We start from the raw sequence: 23,696 nt of genomic DNA on the forward strand, positions 1-23,696 counted from the left end.
ATTGCAGTGGTTCAGCAACCAGAACTCCAGGAAATATCGTTGAGACAGTCAACCCAGCGCGTGCTAAGAAGTTTAAGCACTTACCGATGGACTTCACTGGGAGCATTAGTCAGCCTGTTGCTGCTGACGATCGCTAACGCTGTCACTCCACAACTATTTCGGTGGGGAATTGATGAGGGGATTGCGCAAAAAAATCTCCAAATTGTGCTATATAGCGCCGCCTGGATGGTAGTCGTGGCGATCGCTCGTGGTGTATTTAACTTTGGACAAAGCTATTTAGCAGAAGCAGTGTCTCAGGGTGTTGCTTATGACCTGCGAAACAAAATTTTTAGCAAGATTCAAAATCTCAGTTTCAGCTTTCATGACCAGGCGCAGACTTCCCAATTGCTAACCCGTGTTACTAGTGACATTGAGCAGATCCGTACCTTCATTGGCACTAGCTTAATTCAGGTTGTCGGTTCAATTGTGACATTGGTGAGTATTTCGGTGGTTTTGCTGGTGATGAACTGGCGATTAGCACTGATAACCCTCACAGTAGTACCTATTGCTGCATGGTTGATGGCACAATTCATTAACCGAAATAACAAAATTTTTCGGCAAGTACAAGAGCAACTGAGTAACCTGAATGCTGTATTGCAAGAGAACTTGCTCGGAATCCGGGTAGTAAAAGCCTTTGTACGCGAGTCAACCGAAAGGTCACGTTATACAACTCTGAATGATGGCCTAGTCAAGGCAAATATGAAGACCATTAGCGCCATCCGTGATACCTTCCCATTGATCTTTTTGCTGAGTAATTTCGTAACACTGGCAGTTTTCGCCTACGGGGGAAAGCAGGTGATTGGAAATCGGTTCTCCATTGGCGAACTGGTGGCATTTAACTCCTACCTAGCTTTGATTCTGCAACCGATTTTGTTAATTGGATTTGCTGCACCCGCGATCTCTCAAGCTGCGGCTTCGGCAGAACGAGTTTATGAAGTTGTAGATGCAAAGGTAGAAATTAGCGATCGCCCCGGTGCTGTACCATTTGACACTTGTGGTGGTAGAATTACCTTTGAAAATGTTTCTTTTCGCTATCCAGGAGCGATAACCGAAGCTCTGAAAGAAGTATCCTTTGAAACCAAGCCCAACGAGCTAATCGCCGTTCTGGGAATGACTGGTTCAGGAAAAAGTACAATTATGAACCTGATTCCCCGCTTTTACGATGTCACTAATGGGGCAGTTCGGATTGACGGACGAGATGTCAAAGATTTTACACTCAAAAGCCTTAGATCGCATATTGGTATTGTTTTTCAAGAAACCACCCTCTTCTTTGGCACAATCCGGGAAAATATTGCCTATGCCAAACCTGATGCCACCTTAGAGCAGGTGGTTGAAGTTGCAAAAACTGCCCAAATACACGATTTTATTATCAGTCTACCCAATGGCTACGAGACGATTGTGGGTGAACGGGGTGTGGGCTTATCTGGTGGACAAAAACAACGAATTGCGATCGCTCGTACCTTACTAACCGATTACAGCATTCTGATACTTGATGATAGTACCTCCGCTATAGATGCCAAAACTGCTGCTCAAATTAAAGCCAAACTAGATAGCTTAATGCGCCAAAAAGCTTGTACAACTTTTGTAGTAGCTCAACGCATTAGCACCATCCAGAATGCCGATCGCATTTTTCTCATCGATAAAGGACAATTGGTAGCACAAGGTACTCATGAGGAATTGATGCAAAGCAGCCCACTGTATGGTGTGATTTTGGAATCTCAGGTAAACCCAAAAGAAAAAAAATGATCTCCAATTAGTATAATTAATTTTACCTACAGCCTTGTAATAAAGAAAAATTCAGAATTCAGAATACTGCATTCGATTGAACGCTCACCCCGAAGTCTCCCATTCGTACAGAATAGCCAACTGAATTCTGACTCCTGACTTCTGAATTCTATTTTGATAAAAATTTTTAATCTTAAATCTAAAATCCAAAATTTTTATGAAAGGCTCTATTCCCAATGTTGCATCTAAGCAGACGAGTCAGCAATCTTCCACCCTGCGGCGTTTTTTGGAATACGTGCTACTCTATCGCAAAGAAATTCCCATCGCCATCACATTTGTATTGATTGGTGCCACAACCCAGGCAATTGGCCCATTCTTTATCGGTTGGTCAATCGATCATCTGATTGCACAAGGTAATTTGCAAGGACTGCTGATGTTGTTAGGGCTACTTGGACTGAACTATGGACTTAGTGTCTTAGCAATTCGGGGTCAAATTATTCGAGTCGGCTGGATTATGCAGCGATTGCTGGCTCAACTCAGACAAGACATTTTCATTAAAATCCAAAGTCTGCCACTTAGCTTTTTTGATCGCAGCGAAGCAGGCGATTTAATGAGCCGCTTACTGAATGATGTCAATACCGTGAATCAGGCATTTGGACTGACAATTGCCCAAATGCTGGGCAACACTTTCAGTTTAATTGGCATCATCATTGCAATGCTCTCAATCAACCTGCGACTTGGTTTATTGAGCAATCTGGTTGTACCACTGATGATCTTTACCACAAGCTTATTTTCACGTTGGGCAAGAGTGAGATTTCGCGTTACGCGACAAACTATTGGAGAGCTTTCCGCCAAGTTAGAAGAAGGTATTGGCAGCGTGCGAGAAGCACAAGCATTTAATCGCATACAGATGAATATCGCAAAATTTAACATTCTTAACGCCGCTAATAGAGATGCCAACGTTCAAGCTGTAGCAATCACTTCAGCCTTTCTGCCCTCCATCGATTTTCTCAACACATTAGCAACCGCAGGCGTGTTAGCCTATGGCGGTTATCTAGCGATCACAGGAGCTGCAACAGTAGGTGTAGTGACATCCTTTTTACTTTACGTCCAGCAGTTCTTCCGCCCTATCCAAATTCTTAGCCAATTTTACACCCAAGCTCAGTCTGCTTTCGCCGGATTAGAACGAATCTTTCTATTACTAGATGAACCGTCAGAACTCAAAGATGCACCCGATGCCATAGAAATGCCGCCAATTCAAGGTGAGGTGACATTCGAGAATGTCAAATTTGGCTACAATCCAGAGCAACTGGTTCTCAAAGGAGTGAATTTGCACGCCTATCCAGGACAGATGGTTGCATTAGTAGGGCCAACCGGTTCGGGAAAAAGTACAATTATTAACTTGATTTTGCGCTTCTATGATGTATCTGGCGGTGCAGTAAAAATTGATGATCTTGATGTGCGTAGCGTGACTCAAGCAAGTTTGCGCCGTCAACTAGGCATCGTCCTGCAAGATAATATTTTGTTCACCGGCACCGTCGCCGAAAATATAGCTTTTGGCGCTCCTTACGGCACCCAAGCTGATATCGAAGCGGCTGCACAACTGGCAAATGTGCATGAGTTTATTACCTCACTGCCTCAAGGTTATACAACTCAATTGGGCGAACGGGGAGCGCCTTTGAGTCAAGGACAGCGACAACTAATCAGTATTGCTCGTGCAATATTAATTAATCCCCGAATTCTGATTCTTGATGAAGCTACCAGCAGCATTGACACGCGTACAGAAGCGCTGGTACAAAGTGCGATCGCTCGTTTGCTTCAAGGTCGTACCAGTTTCGTAATTGCCCACCGTCTCAGTACAGTTACTCAAGCAGATCAAGTCTTAGTAATTCAGCAAGGAGAAATTGTAGAACAGGGTACTCACGCCGAACTCGTTAATCAGCAAGGTGTTTATGCCAACCTTTATGCTCTGCAACTGGGTGCAGCAGACACAACGGTTCTCCAAAACGAAAAGTAAAATAGATATATAGCTCGAATTTATCAATTGCCAGCAAAAAAATGAAGCTACCTAACCTCGATTCACAAACTATAGATCGCATCATTGAAATGGCATGGGAAGATAGAACATCTTTTGATGCTATTGAAGCTCAGTTTGGGCTGCTGGAGAAACAGGTCATTGCCCTAATGAGGCGCGAAATGAAGGAATCTAGTTTCCAGATGTGGCGAAAGCGAGTCACCAAACGCAATACAAAACATTTATCTGGGCGAGGATTTGTTGTAGGTCGATTTAAATCGCACAATCAAAAAACGTAAGGAATTGGGTAAGCGTAGGCGTAGCCCGTCAAAGACATCGCTATTTTGTGATATGTTCAATTAAAATATCGTCCCAAATCATCAAAGGCTAAAATACGTAAAAAAATACGCCTACGCTCGCTTGTACTAATTGAGTGAAAACTACTAAATTCACTAAGCACAATGACGAAAGTTACACTCTACATTGCAGCTAGTTTGGATGGCTACATTGCTCGCAGTGATGGTAATACTGAGTGGCTATCAATCCTTGATACAGAAGATGAAGACTACGGTTACACTGCTTTCTATGAATCGATTGATGCGATCGTTTTAGGCAGCAAGACGTATGAAGTAGGGCTTGGTTTTGAGCGCTGGCCTTATCCAGAAAAAAAATCCTTCGTATTCACCCAGCGTCATTTTCAATGCGATCATGAGGATGTTGTGTTTGTTTCTGACCCAGTAAAACAGGCGTTAGCTAATATAGAGGTTCAAGACTTTAAAAATATCTGGCTAGTTGGTGGCGGAAAATTAATCCATTCGTTTTTTCAGCACCGCTTGATTGACGAATATATTATTTCAACTATTCCGATTATCTTAGGTGGCGGTATACATCTTTTTCCACCATCTAACCATGAAGAAAAATTAGAGCTTATTAACTCACAACAATATCCAAGTGGTTTAATTCAAGCACATTATAGGCGACAAGAAAATATTTAAAATAATTCGTAATTATCAATGAGGTTTTCTACGAATTACGAATTACGTAGGGCTTGCTGAATAAACGAAAAATCTAGATAAATCAACAGATTCGGGTTACTCAATTTTTCTTTTGCCTTTTCATGACTTTTTCAGCAAACCCTAATTATTTGGTCAAGTATGCTCCCGGCGACGGTGGTTAGCAGCTTGTAATAACAGAGATTCTGCAAAAGCGATCGCATCAGTTGCAGATTTACCACCAGCCAATTGTGCTAGTTCTTCCCGGCGCGTATTTAAATTATCCAAGGTAGTAACTCTGACAACAGTACGCTGCTCGGCGTTGTCATTGTTAGCTTTTTTACCTTTACCTTGATTGACAGTTTGCTTATCTACGCGAAAATGTCGATCTGCCATTGCCGCAACTAAAGGTTGATGAGTAACACATAATACTTGGTTGCGTTGACTTAGTTGGTATAATTTTTCCGCGATCGCTTGGGCTACCCTTCCCGAAACCCCGACATCAATTTCATCAAATACCAATGTCCCAGCTACATCAACCTGAGAAAAACAAGCTTTCAGTGCCAGTAAAAAGCGGCTCATTTCGCCACCAGAGGCAACTTCTGTTAAAGGTTGCAGTGGTTCTCCGGGGTTGGAACTAAATGTAAAGGTAATTTTATCTGCTCCCATCGCAGTTGGGAAAGCTGGTAATATTTCAACCAGAAATTTCACCTTTTCCATCGCTAGGGGCTTGAGTTCAGCTATTAAACGTGATTCTAAATTAGCAGCCGCCTGACTCCGCAATTGAGTTAACTGATTACTTGCTTGGGTAAGTTTTTCAAAACACGCCTTTTCTTGCTGTTCTAAGTTTTCAATAGATTGTTCGCTGTCATTGAGTTGGGCTAATTCTGCTTGGATACGTTGGTAATAAGCGATCGCTTCTTTTAGTGTCGGCCCATACTTACGACAAATTTGCTTTAACTCTCGAATTCGTTCTTCCACCTCTTCCAACCGTTGCGGATCGGCTTCCAAACCATCTCCATAAGCATTAATCTGCCTTCCCACCTCCATTACCGCAGCTTGCGCGTCCCGCACCAATTCCAACAGATGTTGTAGTTGGGTATCGTATTCCACCATGTCATTTAATGTCGCCTCACTGTCTCCCAATAAATCTGCGGCGGCGGGAGTTTCATGATCATTTTGATACAAAGCCTGATAAACTTTGTAACTCATTTGTTGTAAATCGACGACATGATTCAGGCGTTCTTGTTCTTGTCCCAACTGTTCCAATTCATTAGGTTCGCTGAGATTGGCTGTTCCCAGTTCTTGCACTTGATAAGTGAGCAAATCGAGTTGTTGCAATCGTTCCCGTTCTGATGTCCGGCGTTTTTCTAATGCTAAATGCGCCTGTTGGTAAGAACTAAAGCTCGTAGCGACTTTATGGCGCTGCTGCATCAACGAGTCGCCGCCATACAAATCTAACCAGTCCCGAACTTGGGCAGATTGTCCCACTTGTACAGTTTGACCTTGGGCGGTAATTTCCACCAAGCGATCGCGCATTCCCACCATGATCTGCCGATTTACCAACACACCATTCACCCGCGATCGACTACGGACATTACTCGCAGTGGCTGTGATTTCTCGGCTAATGACTACGGAATTTTCATCAAGCAAATCTATTTCTTGTTCGGTCAACCAAGCCGCTAGAGAAGCGTTTGAGGTGAAAGTAGCTTCTACCAATGCTCGACTTGTCCCCGTGCGAATGACTCGACTAGAGACTTTACCGCCCAAAGCAGCATCAATCGCATCTAAGATAATCGATTTTCCAGCGCCGGTTTCACCTGTTAACACATTTAGTCCCGCGCCAAATTCCAATTCCAATTGGTCAATGAGGGCAAAGTTTTCGATTCGCAGGCAAAGCAACATCAAGCCAAATTCTCCATGAGGGCAGATGCCAAATACTTCTAACTTACAAGACAATAAATATGATCTTTCAGCAACTAGCAATACCTACTACTATTGAACTAGTATGCACGTTTAAGTGTAGCAGACCTATTAGTACTAAGGAGTAGGTGGAGCCGGGAAAGAACAGGAATAAATAACCAATGCCCAATGCCCGACTTCAAATTCCAAATTTCTAAACATATTGTTACAATATTTAATGCGATCGTTCTGATTGGTGGCCTTCTTCATGATTGTTAAGACACTTCCCCCTAATTCCCGACCGATTCAGGAGGACAGTCGCAACGGCACAAATAGCCGGGGCGAACTGGACGTTATTGATGTAGTGCCAGAAGATGGTACATCAAGTTTAGTTGTGCGCTCGCCAAGACTCTTAGCAGCTCAAAAAGCGAGGATAACAGCCCAACCGGAAACGCTTTACGATCCTGTGGGCATAGCGGCGCATTACCAAAGCAGAAAAGTGCAAGTTCTACGGCGGATTTTTGCTGTATTGGGGCCAACTTTATCCTTCGTTTTTGGGTTGTGGTCGGATAGTAAACGGGGAATTGTCGTCAAAAATGACCGCCGCCGAGCCACTCAGCTACGAGTATTGCTGACTAAACTGGGGCCTGCTTACATCAAAATTGGACAAGCTTTGTCCACCAGACCGGATCTAGTTCCTCCTGTATACCTGGAAGAATTAACTAAGCTACAAGACCAATTACCGCCTTTTGCCAACGAAATTGCTTACCAGTTTATCAAAGAAGAACTAGGCGCACCTCCAGAAGAGGTTTACGCCGAACTCTCAGCCCAACCAATTGCTGCGGCTTCATTAGGGCAAGTCTATAAAGGTAAGCTAAAAACAGGTGAAGAAGTTGCTGTTAAAGTTCAGCGCCCCGACTTAAGAGAGGGAATCACTATTGACTTGTATATCTTGCGTAACCTCGCCGCTTGGGTGCAGAAAAAAGTCAAACGGGTAAGAAGTGACTTAGTTGGGATTCTTGATGAATTAGGCGATCGCATTTTTGAAGAGATGGACTACATCCATGAAGGTGAAAATGCCGAACGATTTTTTGAATTATACGGTCATATAAAAGATGTATATATACCGAAAATTTACTGGGAATACACCAATCGTCGCGTCTTGACGATGGAGTGGATTAACGGTACCAAATTAACCCAAACACAAGAAATTAGCGCCCAAGGCATAGATGCTCGTTATCTAATTGAAGTGGGTGTGCAGTGTTCCCTGCGCCAATTACTAGAACATGGATTTTTCCATGCAGATCCCCACCCTGGTAATTTGTTAGCGACAACCGATGGCAAATTAGCTTATCTCGACTTTGGGATGATGAGCGAGATTAAGCCGCCTCAGCGTTATGGTTTGATTGAAGCGATCGTCCACGTTGTCAACCGCGACTTTGAAGGATTAGCAAAAGACTACGTGAAGTTAGATTTCTTATCACCAGAAACCGATCTAACACCAATTATCCCAGCTTTTGCGAGAGTTTTTGCTGATGCCCAAGGAGCCAGTGTTGCCGAACTCAACATTAAAAGCATCACCGATGAACTATCAGCTTTGATGTATGAGTATCCTTTCCGCGTACCGCCCTACTACGCATTAATTATTCGCTCACTTGTGACGCTTGAAGGTATTGCAATATATATAGATCCAAACTTTAAAGTTCTCAGTGAAGCTTATCCCTACGTTTCCAAACGTCTGTTAACAGACCCAGCACCGCAATTAAGAGCATCATTGCAAGATTTGTTATTTAAAGATGGCAGATTTCGCTGGAATCGTTTAGAAAACTTGTTAAAAAATGCGCGTAATAGTCAAGATTACGACTTTGATTTAGTGCTGAATCAGGGGATAGAATTTCTGTCATCTGAACGCGGTGCTTTTATTCGTGACAAGCTAGTAGATGAATCTGTTAACGGACTCGATGCTTTAGGTAAAAATATTTTACATAACTTTACCTCCTTATTGCGAGAACGGGTAGGATTAACAGCAGTGAATAAAACTCCAGGGGCTACAGTTGAGCAACAACAAAACTTAGAGCATATCAAACGTATATTAGGTATTCTCCGAGAAACAAGAGGCTTTGACCCGGTGCAACTTGCATCTCAAATTGCCCAGTTATTGGTAAATTCAGATGTACAACGTTTAGGTCAACAAATTGCCAACCGCTTCACGCAAAAAGCTGTAGCCAGGTTAATTCGGCAATTATTGGCATCTTAGTAAAAGTTATGAGTTAAAAACTTTATTTAACTCACAGGGGTCACGCAAGAGGTCTCTGAAACTCTCTTTACTTGTTTGCGATACGCTGCGTAAATGTGTCCTTTGTACGGCAGTTGCTAAGAAAGCGGGAACGCTAAAAGCGAACAAGTCTCTTAACCGCAAGGGCGCACTGCGTTGTCTTTGCGGTTCCCTTATCCTTCAAAGATGCTACGCGAACGGTAAGCCGCTTGCGCGTCTACGTTTTTCCATAATTTTGCGTAAGTCTTAAACTTATAAGTTATTCATTCTAGCAACTATATAACCCAACTTTTCTAGCTTTTCTAAGACCTTATTTCCACTTTGAGCAACACTTTCCTGGTTAGTTTTGCATTCGACTTCAGGACAGAGTGGTATTTCATAAGGATCGTCAATACCAGTAAAGTGCTTAATTTTGCCAGATCTTGCTTTTTTATATAACCCTTTCACATCTCGCTGTTCACAAACTTCTAATGATGCATTGACGTAAACTTCAATGAAAAATCGAATACTTTGGCGCACTTCTTCCCGAATTTCGCGGTACGGTGAAATTGCCGAAACCAATACAATTACATTATTTCTGGTAAGAAGTTGAGCTACAAAACCAATGCGCCGAATATTCTCCACTCGATCCTCTTTACTGAAACCTAATCCTTTGCATAGGTTTTGACGTACCACATCACCATCCAGAACTTCAACTTTATATCCCTGTATCCGTAGTTCCTTCTCCACGAATTCACAGATAGTAGTTTTACCTGCACCACTCAGACCAGTGAACCATATTGTTACACCACACTCTTGTTGTCTTATCCTACTTTCGTCGTACATTTGAAATGGCACACCAAATAAGTTTTTTTAGATAATTGTGGTCAAATAAATAGTAATTTTATTTTTATAATCCTTTTTTAGCAATAATTTCAGCCATTGCAAGGTAGCTTGTGTCAGTATTGCTACTCTTATGTATACTGATTTTGAGTGTAAAGAATTATATATTTATACGTATTTAGACTAAATATTTAATACAAAAGATGTCGATTATACGACGGCTTATACTTACGCATTTTCTGAACTCTAACAAAGCAATTCGGCGCTATAGTGACAAAACTTGCTGTTCCAGTTTTCAATTTATTGAAGTTTTAACTAATTTTTACGTTCAGTATATATACAGTTTATTTTTAAATAAAACAGTCTTTATTCTAACAATAGATTACCAAATAATATTTCCTACTAGGACATAAGGTGTAGTTACTCACCCAACGGTCTTGTTTGGGTTGCAAACCTTGAAGCAGTGCAGCAGTGAGAACGCTGTGTTGGCTATTAATCTCTTCAAAAGTAATCTCTTCAAAAGCTACTTCAAAACCACGAGAAGCCGCAATAAAACACCTATCTCTACCTTTACCGCGATCGCCTGGATCTGCCTCTGCAAAATTTAGCACCTCTCCGCTATAGCAGCAATCCAAAATCACAATTTGTTGTCTGACTTCACTTTCTTGCAGCAGTCGCCGCAGCCATTGTAGAGATAATCCCCAATTACCCGCATCGGGGTTGACTTCACTCGTAGCTAAATAACCTTCCTGAATTCCTAAATTTTTCCGCAATCCATGACCAGAAAAATACAGCAGCGCTGTGTCTGGCGGCTTCCCATCTGGCTTAAACAATTGGACGATCGCTCTTTCTAACTGAGTTAAATTAACTTTAGTTTGCTTACCAATGCGAATCGTCTGGTTTTCCTTGTCTTTGACTGCTGGTAGCCGCGTTACCCGAAATTCACCATATTGTTGTAAGATTTGAGCGATCGCTTCAGCATCCGTAGCTGGTGCGTTGAGACATTTTAAGCGGTCATACGTATTAATTCCCATCACCAAAGCGTCTCGACTCATCTTAGAAAGCCCTATGATAGTTGTGCCGAATTATTTCCAGCTACAAGAAATTTACCGCATTTTCCGTAAAAATTTGCAGGCTAGCACATCTGGGATACCCTACACGCAATTCTTTTAGGCAAGATTTATTCTATGACTCAACTTACACCTATTCACTTAGAAGATGGCACAATTATTTACATTGAAGCTACAGATAATATAGATGCTCCACCAGTCATTACCGAAGTTTCTCCAGAGGGAGAAGAAGCACTAATTGATAAGGGATGGGATGCTGATACTGCACAAAAGCAAATAGTGCAAAATTTCCAAGCAATTGAAGGTACAATTCGGGCTTACACTGTTTATTCACTCAATGCTTTTAAGAAAATCCCTGTTGCCAATATTGATAAAGTCACTCTAGAATTTGGGATCAAAGTTGGCGGTGAAGCAGGTATACCTTACGTGACTAAAGGCACGGCTGAAAGTAATCTTAAGGTAACAGTAGAGTGTTCATTTCCTAACCAACTGGAAAAGCAAACTCAGCAATCATGAGTCAGAATATTGCCGCTGCTAAAATTTCGATTATTATTCCAGTTATTAATGAAGCAGGAAATATTAAAGAAGCAATTGCGACTACTCAACCCAGTACAAATATAGAAGTCATAGTAGTAGATGGTGGCTCAAAAGATAACACAGTAAAAATAGCTCATTCTTTAGGTGTCAAAGTTATCTCATCATCTCCTGGTCGTGCTGTGCAAATGAACGCGGGTGCTGTAGCGGCTAGCGGCGAAATTCTGCTATTTCTTCATGCAGATACCCGTTTACCTATTGGGTTTGATGAGATGATTTGCATGGTAGTACAACAACCTGGGACTGTGGCTGGTGCATTTAACTTGCGGATTGATGCGTCGCTTTTAAGTTTAAGGTGGGTAGAGTTGGGTGTAAATTTGCGATCGCATTTTTGCCAAATGCCTTATGGCGACCAAGCAATTTTTCTTACCAAAGTACTATTTCAACAAATTGGCGGTTTTCCCGAATTACCTATCATGGAAGACTTTGAATTCATGCGTCGTTTAAAAGCAAAAGGACGTATTACAATTATCTCCACACCAGTTGTTACCTCAGCTCGTAGATGGTTGCAAAAGGGAGTTTTTAAAACTACGCTACTCAATCAAATAATAATTATTGCTTATTTACTTGGTGTTTCACCTGCGCAAATTCGTCGCTGGTATCATAGAGAAAAATTTAAGAGGATTTAAGAGGCTGTCTGAAAAGTTGAGTAGTTTATAAAAAAAAACTCTCTCAAAGGATGTTTGAAAAGGTTTACAATGGTGAGCTTTATCGTTAACCGTTTACAATTAGAGTTTTACGATAAAACTATAGTAATCTTAAATAAGATTGTGAAAGTTTTTGTGGCAATCGTTTTTAGTAAATAGCGATTTTCCTTGATAATTACAAAGTAAAATGGCTATTTACAGCAAAAAAATATTTGACAAAGAATTTAGGACTATTCTATCTGATATTATACTAGATTAAAAAGAACAATCGCTAAATGTTATAAAGTGAATAATAACCACCAAGTATAAAGAAAAATATTGTCTAAAAAGTTTAATAAAACTACATATTAAATATATTCTCTAAAAGAATATAAAAAAAATAAATTGCATAAATATGGAAATAAGAATTAGATGATTAAAGTTGCGATCGCAGGTACTGGATTTGGTCAAAAAGTCCACATACCGGGATTCCAAGCACATCCTCGCACTGAGGTAGTTGCTGTTTATCACCGAGATATAAATAAAGCCAAAGCCATAGCAGAATCCCATAATATTCCCCACGCTTACGACTCACTTGCAGATATTGTAGCATTACCAGAAGTGGAAGCAGTCAGCATTTCGACACCGCCATTTTTGCACTATGAAATGGCAAAAACTGTACTGCAAGCTAGAAAACATTTATTATTAGAAAAACCGACAACTTTAAATGTGTTTGAAGCGAAAGAACTTTATCAGTTAGCTAAAGCAAAAAGTGTGATTGCGACTGTAGATTTTGAATTTCGCTTTGTACCAGCATGGCAGTTGTTTGCAGAATTATTGTCAGAAAACTATGTGGGTGAGCTACGCCTAATAAAAATTGATTGGTTAGGTTCTTCTCGTGCTGATAGTTCACGCCCTTGGAATTGGTATTCTGACAAAGATAAAGGAGGTGGTGCTTTGGGATCTTTGGGTTCTCACACCTTCGATTATATTCACTGGTTATTTGGGCCAGTGCGTAGATTAAACGCCCATTTAACTACTGCTATTCCGACACGAGTTGACCCTATTAGTGGAGAATATAAGCCAGTAAATACAGATGACAACTGTATATTAACACTGGAATTAGCGAATGGTACACCTTGTCAACTTTCTATCAGTGCGGTTGTTCATGCACCGAGAACTCATTGGGTAGAAGTATATGGCGATCGCGGTACATTAATAGTGGGCAGTGAAAATCAAAAAGATTATATACATGGTTTTCGTGTTTGGGGTTCCCAGCCAGGTAAATCTCTAACAGAAATAGAAATACCGAATCGGTTGATTTTTCCCAAAAATCATGCTGATGGGCGGATTTCGGCATTTATCCGCGTAGTAGACCAATGGGTGCAAGGAATTGACCGCAATCAGGAAATTACACCATCGCTACGAGAAGGAATTTATTCTCAGTTATTGATGGATTTATCCCATGAGTCGCATCAAAAAGCAAGTTGGGTAGACGTACCTAGTTTGGAAGGATTTCTTAGTAACTAGAAAACAGATGAACAAAACTCCCCGCATTCGTATCCCACCGGAAGTAAAAAAATATGTTTTTCAACGCGACCAATATCAATGCCGAAGCTGCGGTAAAACTAATGTAGAAACTAATCTCAGTGTTGATCATATCATTCCCCTCGCCCGTGGTGGTCAAAATGATATCAGTAATCTTCAAACTCTCTGTTTTACTTGCAATCAGCAGAAAACAGATAATATCGATCCACGTTTTCGGCGGTATTTTCAGCTTTAGGTTAGGATGGGATGAGCTATTTGTTTCTCCTCATTTCTATGCCTCAAAATTACAATAGCAATTCCCGAAGATTTCCCAACATTAAAACTACGATTCTCTACTTCTTTACTGTCATAGCTATTTTAGTAGTAGCCTTTCCCTGGTTATATGAGATTAAAACTAAAGCTGGAATCGATATATTACCTAGCCGCCATGCAGGAACATTTTTTGAGAAACATACACGCGGACTCTTTAAGTGTGAGTGGCTTTATCCCTACCATTGCGATCGCTCCCACGTTAAGTAAAGTAATACCAATTCGTAATTCGTAATTAAGAAAGCTCAACTATATCTGGGTTTGGGGATTTGAATGTGTTGCCTCATTTTAGAGAATTGGTATAAGTTAGAGCAGAATTCAAAATTCAGGAGTTAGAACTCTGAAATAAAATAGGCTGTATTACCTAGATTTGAGATGGATTATTGTGTACTTCACTAACTTTAAATTTACTATAAAAAGAAAAGGCGATGATTATCCCGTTTTGTGTGTGTGAATTTTTATCCAAAAATTAACCTCGTTCTCAGCTAGAGACTGAGAACGAGGTTTTAACTTAAGTCGATACTAATCTATTGCTCTGAGTCCTTACATCTATCCCAACTGATTTGAGATCGAGCTAACATCGACGGCTAACTTTTTACCCAACTTGAGCAACTGAAGACATTGATTATCTGCTTCATTACCAAGGCTAGTGATACACACTGGCGCTATCTGACTGTGCAGACAACTAAAATATAGTTCCTGCGATCGCTGTAGGGAAATATCAATATTCAATTGATCCCCGACATCAATCAATCGCTCCAATACTTGGATATCTGCATTAAAGCTACCATTGGCATCATGCAACAATTGCCAAAGCAATCGCGCAATTAACTGTTCTAACATCTGCTTACCGTCGGGAATATTCAGCCGACAACGCAGATGTTTTGCTTCAGTCGCGATCGCCTCCAATTCTAATATGTAATTCCAACTCTTTTGGGGATCGGCAATCTCTTGCTCAAGCGATCGTAATGTGATCAGACAGCGATGCCCTAAAGCAATATCGGCTGCTACCTGCAATTCTTGCGGTACTACAATTTCATCACGATGAAACGCCATCAGTACTCCATAATTATCACGGTAGGCTTGAGTATACAACTGTCCTAAACGTGTCAGTGTTTCCTGACTCAGCAGCCGCATAATCCGGTGGCGTTCTTCAGCAAATAGATTTTGCAAGCTGAAAGCTTCTTTTTCAAATACCTGGCTCATCGCCAAAATAGTATGAGCCGCACTAGCTTGTTTTAGTGCCCCAAACAGCTTTTCTTTGATTTGGCTGTAGTCACGCCGTCCAGTAAATTGTTGAATACAACAGTGAAAATCCCAGCCTCCCAAATGCAGAACCGCAAATACCAAATGTTCGCTTTCCCAAGTAATATCTGATACCAGCTTTATATTTCCCACAGCTAGAGTTAGCGATCCCATACGTTGTAGCTGGTAATCTAGTTCATTAGCGGTGTAGCAATAAACCCGCTTATGGTAACGCTGAGACTGTTTGTCAGCAGCATCTTTTCTAGATCGGGAATTGTGCGTCTCTGCTGGTTTCTGATTGGTAAATAGGGAAGTAATAGCATAATGGGCTGCAACTTGCTTAAAGCCTAGTTGGGCAGTTAACACGAGTTGGCGATAAATTTCCCCACCGTGTTTGAACTCATCCACATTACTGGGGGCTAAACCAAGACGTTTGACGAAGCCTTTTTCCAACTGTACACCTGCCACTTCCCCCGCCAATTCCAAAGCACGGGCGGCATAGCGCAGAATTTGTGTCCCCTCTGGACGAGAAATTTCTTCAAAAAACCAGCCGCAACTAGTGAACATTAATAAAGCGTGACGCTGCATTTCTAACAGGCGCAAAGCGTCTACTTGTTCGGCTGCGGTTAGTTTGTGGGTTTGATGACGAGCCAGGAAACGGTTGACATTGCTAGCAGAGCGATCGCGCATCACTTGGATATACTCATCTCGCGCTAGCCAGGGATCGCGAAATAACTGTCTACCATGTTCTGCATACACCTCAATTAGCTGATCCCGCAGCCAATTTAGGGCATCCCGCAATGGGCGACGCCATTTCTGATGCCAAACACTGCCTTCCCCGCCACAACCACAGTCATCTTGCCATCGGCCGACACCGTGGGCGCAACTCCAGGCTGTGACTGACTTTAATTCCACTTCCCAACTAGGAGAATTTAAGCTCAGGTAATGGGCGAAGTTTGTCACCGTCCAACCCTGTTGAGGAAACTCTTTAGTAAAGGCGTAGGCTAAAGTTTTCTCAGTTCCCTTCTTGTGATGTCCAAAGGTTTCCCCATCCGTCGCTACAGAAATCAATTGTGCTGGGCGATGATCCCCACGCACCGCCGAACCGATACGTCCGCTAAAGCGACTGGAATTATAAACAACATCACTAAAACCCATATCCCGCGATATCGGCCCATCGTAGAAGAAGATATCAATGTAGCGTTTGTCATTTGTATGCTTTGACTCTTGACTATCTTTCAAATAACAACGATAGGGACGGGTGGAATCAATCTGACTCCCGCCAACTTCAATCCATTCAGGATGGGGATCATCTTGAGTGGGGAGAGGACGGCAACGCAGGGCTTGAGATGGTGCAAGGATAATGAAGCGAATACCCTCAGCAACAAGAGCTTCTAAGGTGGGGTAATCTACAGCAGTTTCCGCTAACCACATTCCTTCGGGATCGCGTCCAAAACGAGAGCGGAAGTCTTCTTTACCCCAGCGAATTTGGGTATATTTGTCGCGCTCGTTCGCCAGAGGCATGATGATGTGATTGTATACTTGCGCGATCGCATTGCCGTGGCCATGCAAACGTTGACTACTCTTGGCATCCGCCTCTAAAATTCGCTGATAAACCTCCACATCGTAGCGTTCTAGCCACGACATCAGCGTTGGGCCAATATTAAAACTGAAATACTCATAATTGTTGACGATCCCCGCTACTTCACCTCGGTCATTTAAGACTCTGGCAAAGGCATTTGGGCGATAGCATTCCCAATGAATCCGCTCATTCCAATCATGGAAAGGTGCAGCGCTCGGTTGGCGTTCAATTGCGTCCAGATAAGGGTTTTCCCTTGGTGGCTGGTAAAAATGACCATGCACCGTCACATAAACACCATTAGCCTTTCTCAGGGGATCGGTCTGTCTTGTGTTATTGGGATCTGAATGTAATGTTAACGTTGAGCCACTAGCTGGCATTTGGTCAGCAGAAGTCATGTATATTTATCCAAAACAAAAAACTTGTAGTTGCAGCAAAACTATTGTGCGTAAACCTTTCTCCAATAGTTTTCACACAAAATCCGGTATAAACAACAACTATGGAATTCAACCAAATTTTTGACAAAGCTGTTTTATTGTAATGGGAAATCTGCGTTATCGCATAGCGCAAAGTTTGTTGGGCAGTTCTGCCGACCTAAAGGAACTTTGCAAGACAGCCCTTTCCCTGAAGGCTCAAAGTAATTAGTCATTGAACAAGGCTTCAGATTAGGGGTTTCTCTTCTTAGGCGCTAGTCAAAATTTAATTCTCTTTTAATATATTAAACCCCATTTCTGGTGTAATATTTTGGCTCAAATTTATAGTTTTGCAACAAAAGATTGCAATAACTCATTATACCGCAATCTAATTTCATATACACAGTAGTGAACTGAAAACAGTAAAATTTCTGAATTGCTGTACAAGCGGTTGAGAGTATCATGTCGGAGTGCTGAGTGAAACTGATTGTTGATTCAACACTCCAAATTTAAAATTTAGGATTGCTCGCTGTGAATGATACCCTCAACCCAAAACAACAAATGTCAACCAAAAACATTATTCTTTTCGCTTTACTACTGTTTGTCCCGGTTTCTGTAGCAGCCCACTTTCTGGAATGGGGAGAATTGATAGTTTTCGTTACAGCTGGATTAGCAATTCTGCCCTTAGCAGCTTGGATGGGTACAGCTACAGAAGAAATTGCTGTCGTAGTCGGCCCATCATTGGGGGGCTTGTTAAACGCCACCTTTGGCAATGCTACAGAATTAATCATCGCCTTAGTGGCGCTGAACGCTGGGTTAATAGATATAGTCAAAGCTAGTATCACGGGATCGATTATTAGCAACTTACTACTGGTAATGGGTTTTTCCATGCTTTTGGGAGGACTGCGCTACAAAGAACAGACATTTCAGCCAATTGTGGCGCGGGTGAATGCTGCTTCGATGAATTTGGCAGTGATTGCCATTTTGATGCCAACGGCGATGAATTACACGTCTCTTGGTGTTAACCAACAAACACTGCAAAATCTTTCTATTGCTGTTGCTGTAGTATTAATCTTGGTTTATGCCCTAACACTGCTATTTTCGATGAAAACTCACTCTTATCTTTATGATGTGGGTGTAGCGGAGGCAGAAGCAGAAGTTGAGGAAATATCTCATAGTAAACCAAATATGACTTTATGGGTTGGCGTGCTGTTAGTATGTACCTTGCTAGTGGCAATTGAATCAGAAATGTTGGTTGATTCTCTGGAAGTGGCAACATCTCAGCTACATTTAACGGCGCTGTTTACAGGGGTAATTTTGGTTCCCATCGTCGGTAACGCGGCTGAACACGCCACAGCAGTCACCGTGGCGATGAAAAATAAGATGGATCTTTCCCTGTCGGTAGCTGTAGGATCGAGTATGCAGATTGCTCTATTTGTTGCACCCGTGTTAGTTATAGCAGGGCGAGTATTGGGTCAACCAATGGATTTGGATTTTAAACCCTTTGAATTAGTCGCTGTAGTTGTGTCAGTGTTAATTGCCAACAGTATCAGTTCCGATGGTAAATCCAATTGGCTAGAAGGTACTTTGTTATTAGCTGCTTATACAGTCTTAGGATTCGCCTTCTACTTTCATCCAGTGATCGAAGGTATGGGGTAGTTAGCAGTGCTATGGGTGATGACTCGTCTAATTAGCTATTTCACCAGTTTAATAGTGCATAATTGGCAAATCTAAACCCGCTTTTGCCTGGGACAAGAGAAAATAAAGACATATAAGAGCGATCGCCTATATGAGCTACTGCCTTAATCCCCATTGTCCCAAGCCTGAAAATCCCGTTCATGTCAAGTTTTGCGTGACTTGCGGTTCTAAGTTACTCCTCAAAGAACGTTACCGTGCGATTAAACCAATCGGACAAGGTGGTTTTGGCAAAACCTTCTTAGCTGTGGATGAGGATAAACCCTCAAAACCACGCTGTGTAATTAAGCAATTTTATCCCCAATCCCAAGGCACTAACACCCTTGCCAAAGCCGTAGAGTTATTTAACCAAGAAGCGGTGCAGTTGGATGAATTGGGCAAACATCCCCAAATTCCCGAACTACTGGCATATTTTACCCAAGAAGCTCGGCAGTATCTTGTACAAGAATTTATCGACGGGCAAAACTTAGCGCAGGAGTTGGCACATAGAGGTGCTTTTAGTGAAACGCAAATTTGGCAACTATTAAACGATTTATTGTCAGTTTTGCAATTTTGTCATACTAGATACGTAATTCACCGCGATATCAAGCCAGAAAATATTATTCGTGAAAGCAATGCTCAAGGCAAACTCGTATTAGTAGATTTTGGTGCTGCTAAATCTGCTACTGGCGCTGCCTTAAATAAAACTGGTACTAGTATTGGCAGTCCAGAATATGTTGCGCCTGAACAAATGAGAGGTAGGGCTGTTTTTGCCAGCGATATTTATAGTTTGGGTGCGACTTGTATTAATTTATTAACTGGGCGATCGCCCTTCGATTCTTATGATACCAACAACGATACTTGGGTTTGGCAGCAATACTTGCAAACTCCCGTCAGTAATCAGTTGAGTCTCATTCTCAACAAGATGTTAGAAAGTATTCCAATTCGGCGTTATCAAACAGTAGATGAAGTTCTAAAAGACTTAAATCAACAGCCGAAAGTAGCACCAGCGAATACGCCAAAACCTATCTCTCAATCACCACCAAATTCTTCACCCACTTTTGTATCGAAATCTCCTAGTCAACTCGAGCGGGAATTAGAAGAAATGAAAACCCAATTTATGGGTAACAGCAAACCTCAACTAAATAAAATACAGCCACCAAATCCTACATCTGGGCCTAGTAGTAAAAGCAAAATAGATGAGGAATTAGAAGAATTAAAAGCTAAATATCTTGGTAATAGCAATCCTTAATATTAAATTTTTTGGAACGATATAAGCTTTTATACCTCTAAAAAAGTACATTTAGGCAGCATACGAGCAGAGGAACAGGAAAGAAAGATTAATACCTTTTCTCTAAAATGAAAATATACAATTTAAATGTGCATTAGCTTAACAATAAACAATCATAACTGAACAAAAAAAGTGGCTCTTACGGAGCCACTTTCAAATTTAGAATTTAAGACTTTCTAATTTGTAGGTGTAGTTGGTTCTGTAGCTTGTAGCTCTCTTGGTGTGGAAGTTTGCACTGATGCTTCAGAAATCGGTGTCCATTCAGTGTGGAAGGCTCCGGGCTTATCAAGTCGCTCGTAGGTGTGCGCTCCGAAGTAGTCGCGTTGAGCTTGAGTGAGGTTTTGGGGCAAGCGATCGCGTCGATAGCTGTCAAAATAATCTAATGACGCACTAAATGCTGGCACTGGAATTCCCAGTTTTGCTGCTGTTGCCAACACTTCGCGCCAAGCTGTTTGTCTATCGAGAATCGTCTGCTTGAATTCAGGAGCCAACAGCAGGTTAGGTGGCGCTGGATTTTCGTTAAATGCCTTCTTAATCTTGTTCAAAAATCCAGCACGAATAATACAGCCACCCTTCCAAATCCGCGCCATTTCACCTAAATTCAGGTTAAAATTATAGGTTTTTGAAGCTGTAGCTAGCAGTGCCATGCCCTGAGCGTAAGAACAGATTTTCGAGCAATACAGCGCATCTCGCACCATATTAATAAAGGCTTTGGTATCTCCCTCATACTTGCCAGAAGGACCTGTGAGTATCTTGGATGCTTCTACCCGCTCTTTTTTGAAGGAAGACATTATTCGGGCGTTCACCGCTGCAATGATTGTTGGTACAGCAACTCCCAAATCCATTGCAGTTTGTACTGTCCAGCGTCCGGTTCCCTTTTGTCCTGCGGCATCAACAATCAAATCGACTAAGGGTAGATTTGTTTCTGGGTCAATGTAGGGGAAAATCTTTGCTGTAATTTCAATCAAAAACGAATTGAGTTCGTCGGTGGTGTTCCATTCAGTAAAAACTTCGTGTAGCTGATTATGGTCTAGTCCAGCAACATTTTTCAGCAAGTCGTATGCTTCAGCAATCAGCTGCATATCGCCATACTCAATGCCGTTGTGTACCATTTTGACGTAGTGACCAGCACCACCAGGACCGCAATAGGTTACGCAAGGGCCATCATCAACTTGGGCAGCAATTTTATTAAAAATTGGTGAGAGATATTCGTAGGAGCTTTCTGTACCTCCTGGCATCAGTGAAGGGCCATTTAGCGCACCTTCTTCACCACCGCTAACACCCATCCCGATAAACCGAAGTCCAGCGGGTTCTAATTCCTGAGTGCGTCGCTCTGTATCTTCAAACCAAGAGTTGCCACCGTCGATAATGATATCGCCTTCGTCTAACAAGGGTTTGAGTTGAGAAATCACCGCATCTACTGGCTTACCAGCTTGCACCATCACTAAGATTTTGCGAGGACGTTCCAATGCAGCAACAAATTCTTCCAGAGTAAAGGCGGCTTTGACGTTCCGTCCTGGCGCACGCTCTGCCATGAATTTGTCGGTTTTATCGCGCGAGCGGTTGTATACTGCGATTGGAAAGCCATTACGTTCGACGTTTAGAGCGATGTTCTCACCCATAACGGCTAATCCAATCACACCAAAGCTTTGTAGTGTCATAAAAAATTTCTGGCTAACTCTTGCAGATCCTTTTACTTTAAGGGTAGTCCGATATTTTCCCTTCTCTCCTAAAGAAGACCTTAAGACTTAATCTAAACGACAAAAATCCACAACTAACATGGATAATTAATTTTAAATTGTATCTAAATCAACTATTAACTGGCAAAATTTGCAAAATTGTTAGTGAAGGTACTGGGGACTGGGGACTGGGGACTGGGGACTGGGGACTGGGGACTGGGGACTAGGAAGAAATTTAATTCATTAAATTAGTTTTTCTTTCTAATAGCCAATACCCAGTACCTAATACCCAATCCCCAATACCTCATCCCCAGTACCCAATCCCTAGTCAAAGGAGTAACCAAATAATGCTGGCATTTGTCCTAGCTTTGGTGGTCGGTCTTGGTAGTTTAGCCATTTATGTAGCAGCTTTCTTTTTTCCAGAAATCCACCGTAAGAATGACTTTATTTGGAGTGGCGTAGGATTGTTCTATGCTTTAGTCTTATGGGTGTTTGCACCACGCATTACTGGGGGTTTGTTGCTGGGTCATGTGGCTAGTGTGGCTCTTTTAGTCTGGTTTGGCTGGCAAACTTTATCATTACGTCGGCAATTGACCCCGCAGGTGCAACAAACTCAAGTACCCAGTGCTGAGACGGTAAAAACTGGCATTCAAGAACAGGTGAATAAGTTGTCTCTTCAGGAACGGCTGGGCCAGTTGCAAAAAGGTCTGGGTAGTACCTTCAGTGGCGCAAAAGACAAGGTGCAGCAGACTGTAAGCAAAAAGACACCCACAACCCCCAAACCTGAAGATATTACTTCTGTACTGTCAAAGAAACCTGCTGTTGAGATTATTGACAAAACTATTGGCATACCAGAACAACCAGCAGAAAAGACAGTTACTACCGACACCGAAGCAAAAACTGAGAGTGTACCGGAAGCGATTCCCCCACATCCCCCATCTCCTGAATTGGTGGAAGCAGCGCAACCAGATTTTGAAATTGAGGATAAGCAACCGATTACCGTAGAAGAAATTGCGCCGGATGCGGTACTTGCTCCCCCAGCAGAAACGCCACCTGAGCAAATACCACCTAATCAAGGTAGTTGAATGCTATGAAACCCAGCGTTAACCTAATATAATGTTGGGTTTCACTCAACTTACTTTAATGTTTTGCCACAAATCGGCTGCAACAAATCTAGATAAATGACCAACATTAGTTGTTGCGATGCCTACGGCGGCAAGCTACGCAACATCTGCACCGATAATAGTTACAGCTTGCGCTACTAAAATTATGTCACCGTCAATTGTCTTATCACCAGCTGTTGGTTGTCCTTGTTGACGAGCTTGTGCCCAGAATAATGCAGCTTGACGCATTGCAGCTGTTGTGATAGATAAATATTCTAAAAGTTGACTTAATTCATCTAAGCGAGCAATACCTTTAACTTTGTTTGCCCGTAATAATTCCCGTCGCACTTCATAATCGGCGATTTCAGGAATTCTAACTCGACTGCCAGAGGAAACGAGTAGTTGCAACCATTGAGTACAAGCAAGGCTTTCAGCAGACAACTTTGGATTTGTGACTAAACCTAGTGGCCCTGAATCTAATAGAATAACTTGACTCACCAAGTTATACCTTTTAACTCAACAGGGAATAATTTACGATCGGATAAACGATCCTCATCTAAGGCATGAATTAAGTACTCTCCTGTTTTTTGCTGCTCATCAGCGTCACCTTCATCAATCCAAGACTGAAGTACATTAACTAACTTAGACTGTTTGTCTTTTGGCAAAATATATTCTTGCAAAATCTGCAAAGTATATGTCTCAACAGAAAGTCCTTGCTGTTTAGCTTGTTGTGCAAGATATTGTTCTAATTCTGGTGGCAAGTTCAGGGTTAAGGTCATAAGTCTCTCTTGAGTGA

20 protein-coding genes are annotated in these 23,696 nt (G+C 41.9%); 13 read left to right on the forward strand and 7 right to left on the reverse strand.

All coding sequences use genetic code 11. From position 1 onward, the window contains the following. Window positions 1-6 precede the first annotated feature (6 nt). From V7K79_RS01210 to V7K79_RS01225, 4 genes are all read left to right on the forward strand, one after another. A complete protein-coding gene (locus tag V7K79_RS01210) occupies window positions 7-1,785 on the forward strand; it encodes an ABC transporter ATP-binding protein (protein WP_335043938.1) in 1,779 nt (592 codons plus the stop codon). A 196-nt stretch (window positions 1,786-1,981) separates the two neighbouring features. Further along, window positions 1,982-3,781 carry an ABC transporter ATP-binding protein gene (locus tag V7K79_RS01215; RefSeq protein WP_335043941.1) on the forward strand — a complete coding sequence of 600 codons (1,800 nt, stop codon included), beginning with the start codon at window positions 1,982-1,984 and terminating at the stop codon, window positions 3,779-3,781. 41 nt (window positions 3,782-3,822) lie between these two features. Further along, window positions 3,823-4,077, forward strand: coding sequence for a TIGR03643 family protein (locus tag V7K79_RS01220; protein ID WP_335043943.1), 255 nt, complete (start codon window positions 3,823-3,825; stop codon window positions 4,075-4,077). Window positions 4,078-4,239: 162 nt separating this feature from the next. Next, window positions 4,240-4,773, forward strand: a complete 534-nt coding sequence (locus tag V7K79_RS01225; protein WP_335043945.1) for a dihydrofolate reductase family protein — start codon at window positions 4,240-4,242, stop codon at window positions 4,771-4,773. Between the two features lie 153 nt (window positions 4,774-4,926). Here V7K79_RS01225 and recN read toward each other — a convergent pair whose 3' ends face one another. Continuing rightward, window positions 4,927-6,675 (reverse strand): DNA repair protein RecN, encoded by a 1,749-nt coding sequence (recN, locus tag V7K79_RS01230; RefSeq protein ID WP_335044133.1) that lies wholly within the window; start codon window positions 6,673-6,675, stop codon window positions 4,927-4,929. 265 nt (window positions 6,676-6,940) lie between these two features. Between recN and V7K79_RS01235 the strand changes: the two genes are divergently transcribed. Beyond that, entirely contained in the window at window positions 6,941-8,929 is a 1,989-nt protein-coding gene (locus tag V7K79_RS01235; protein ID WP_335043947.1) for an ABC1 kinase family protein, read from the forward strand. Between the two features lie 270 nt (window positions 8,930-9,199). On the opposite strand, the gene cysC is transcribed toward V7K79_RS01235, so the two are convergent. Next, entirely contained in the window at window positions 9,200-9,772 is a 573-nt protein-coding gene (cysC, locus tag V7K79_RS01240; RefSeq protein WP_335044135.1) for an adenylyl-sulfate kinase, read from the reverse strand. Window positions 9,773-10,140: 368 nt separating this feature from the next. After that, the gene (locus tag V7K79_RS01245) at window positions 10,141-10,824 is read right to left on the reverse strand and encodes a caspase family protein (RefSeq protein ID WP_335043949.1); all 684 of its coding nucleotides are present in this window, start codon (window positions 10,822-10,824) and stop codon (window positions 10,141-10,143) included. Window positions 10,825-10,956: 132 nt separating this feature from the next. On the opposite strand from V7K79_RS01245, the gene V7K79_RS01250 reads away from it, so the two are divergent. The 5 genes from V7K79_RS01250 (at window position 10,957) to V7K79_RS01270 (ending at window position 14,126) form a co-directional block, all read left to right on the forward strand. Beyond that, window positions 10,957-11,355 (forward strand): CU044_2847 family protein, encoded by a 399-nt coding sequence (locus V7K79_RS01250; protein ID WP_335043951.1) that lies wholly within the window; start codon window positions 10,957-10,959, stop codon window positions 11,353-11,355. Further along, window positions 11,352-12,062, forward strand: a complete 711-nt coding sequence (locus V7K79_RS01255) for a TIGR04283 family arsenosugar biosynthesis glycosyltransferase (protein ID WP_335043953.1) — start codon at window positions 11,352-11,354, stop codon at window positions 12,060-12,062. The genes V7K79_RS01250 and V7K79_RS01255 overlap by 4 nt, the downstream gene beginning before the upstream one ends. Before the next feature lie 429 nt (window positions 12,063-12,491). Continuing rightward, window positions 12,492-13,589 carry a Gfo/Idh/MocA family protein gene (locus tag V7K79_RS01260; RefSeq protein WP_335043954.1) on the forward strand — a complete coding sequence of 366 codons (1,098 nt, stop codon included), beginning with the start codon at window positions 12,492-12,494 and terminating at the stop codon, window positions 13,587-13,589. 7 nt (window positions 13,590-13,596) lie between these two features. Then, the gene (locus tag V7K79_RS01265; RefSeq protein ID WP_335043956.1) at window positions 13,597-13,842 is read left to right on the forward strand and encodes an HNH endonuclease; all 246 of its coding nucleotides are present in this window, start codon (window positions 13,597-13,599) and stop codon (window positions 13,840-13,842) included. Between the two features lie 38 nt (window positions 13,843-13,880). Next, the gene (locus tag V7K79_RS01270; RefSeq protein WP_335043958.1) at window positions 13,881-14,126 is read left to right on the forward strand and encodes a hypothetical protein; all 246 of its coding nucleotides are present in this window, start codon (window positions 13,881-13,883) and stop codon (window positions 14,124-14,126) included. A 339-nt stretch (window positions 14,127-14,465) separates the two neighbouring features. On the opposite strand, the gene V7K79_RS01275 is transcribed toward V7K79_RS01270, so the two are convergent. Beyond that, the gene (locus V7K79_RS01275) at window positions 14,466-17,138 is read right to left on the reverse strand and encodes a DUF3536 domain-containing protein (protein ID WP_335043960.1); all 2,673 of its coding nucleotides are present in this window, start codon (window positions 17,136-17,138) and stop codon (window positions 14,466-14,468) included. Between the two features lie 576 nt (window positions 17,139-17,714). On the opposite strand from V7K79_RS01275, the gene cax reads away from it, so the two are divergent. Both cax and V7K79_RS01285 read left to right on the forward strand, forming a co-directional pair. Then, the gene (gene cax, locus V7K79_RS01280; protein WP_335043962.1) at window positions 17,715-18,812 is read left to right on the forward strand and encodes a calcium/proton exchanger; all 1,098 of its coding nucleotides are present in this window, start codon (window positions 17,715-17,717) and stop codon (window positions 18,810-18,812) included. 130 nt (window positions 18,813-18,942) lie between these two features. Next, window positions 18,943-20,079: a serine/threonine-protein kinase gene (locus tag V7K79_RS01285; RefSeq protein ID WP_335043964.1), complete on the forward strand. Its 1,137-nt coding sequence runs from the start codon at window positions 18,943-18,945 to the stop codon at window positions 20,077-20,079. 215 nt (window positions 20,080-20,294) lie between these two features. Here V7K79_RS01285 and gndA read toward each other — a convergent pair whose 3' ends face one another. Further along, entirely contained in the window at window positions 20,295-21,779 is a 1,485-nt protein-coding gene (gene gndA / locus V7K79_RS01290; protein ID WP_335043966.1) for an NADP-dependent phosphogluconate dehydrogenase, read from the reverse strand. 365 nt (window positions 21,780-22,144) lie between these two features. Between gndA and V7K79_RS01295 the strand changes: the two genes are divergently transcribed. Further along, on the forward strand, window positions 22,145-22,882 hold the full coding sequence (locus tag V7K79_RS01295; RefSeq protein WP_335043968.1) for a Ycf66 family protein: 738 nt from the start codon (window positions 22,145-22,147) through the stop codon (window positions 22,880-22,882). Between the two features lie 135 nt (window positions 22,883-23,017). On the opposite strand, the gene V7K79_RS01300 is transcribed toward V7K79_RS01295, so the two are convergent. Next, window positions 23,018-23,398 carry a nuclease gene (locus V7K79_RS01300; RefSeq protein ID WP_335043970.1) on the reverse strand — a complete coding sequence of 127 codons (381 nt, stop codon included), beginning with the start codon at window positions 23,396-23,398 and terminating at the stop codon, window positions 23,018-23,020. After that, on the reverse strand, window positions 23,395-23,679 hold the full coding sequence (locus V7K79_RS01305; RefSeq protein ID WP_335043972.1) for a hypothetical protein: 285 nt from the start codon (window positions 23,677-23,679) through the stop codon (window positions 23,395-23,397). Before V7K79_RS01305 ends, V7K79_RS01300 begins: the two co-directional genes overlap by 4 nt. Window positions 23,680-23,696: the final 17 nt, after the last annotated feature.

The organism is Nostoc sp. (assembly GCF_036917575.1).
Taxonomy (GTDB): Bacteria; Cyanobacteriota; Cyanobacteriia; order Cyanobacteriales; family Nostocaceae; genus Nostoc.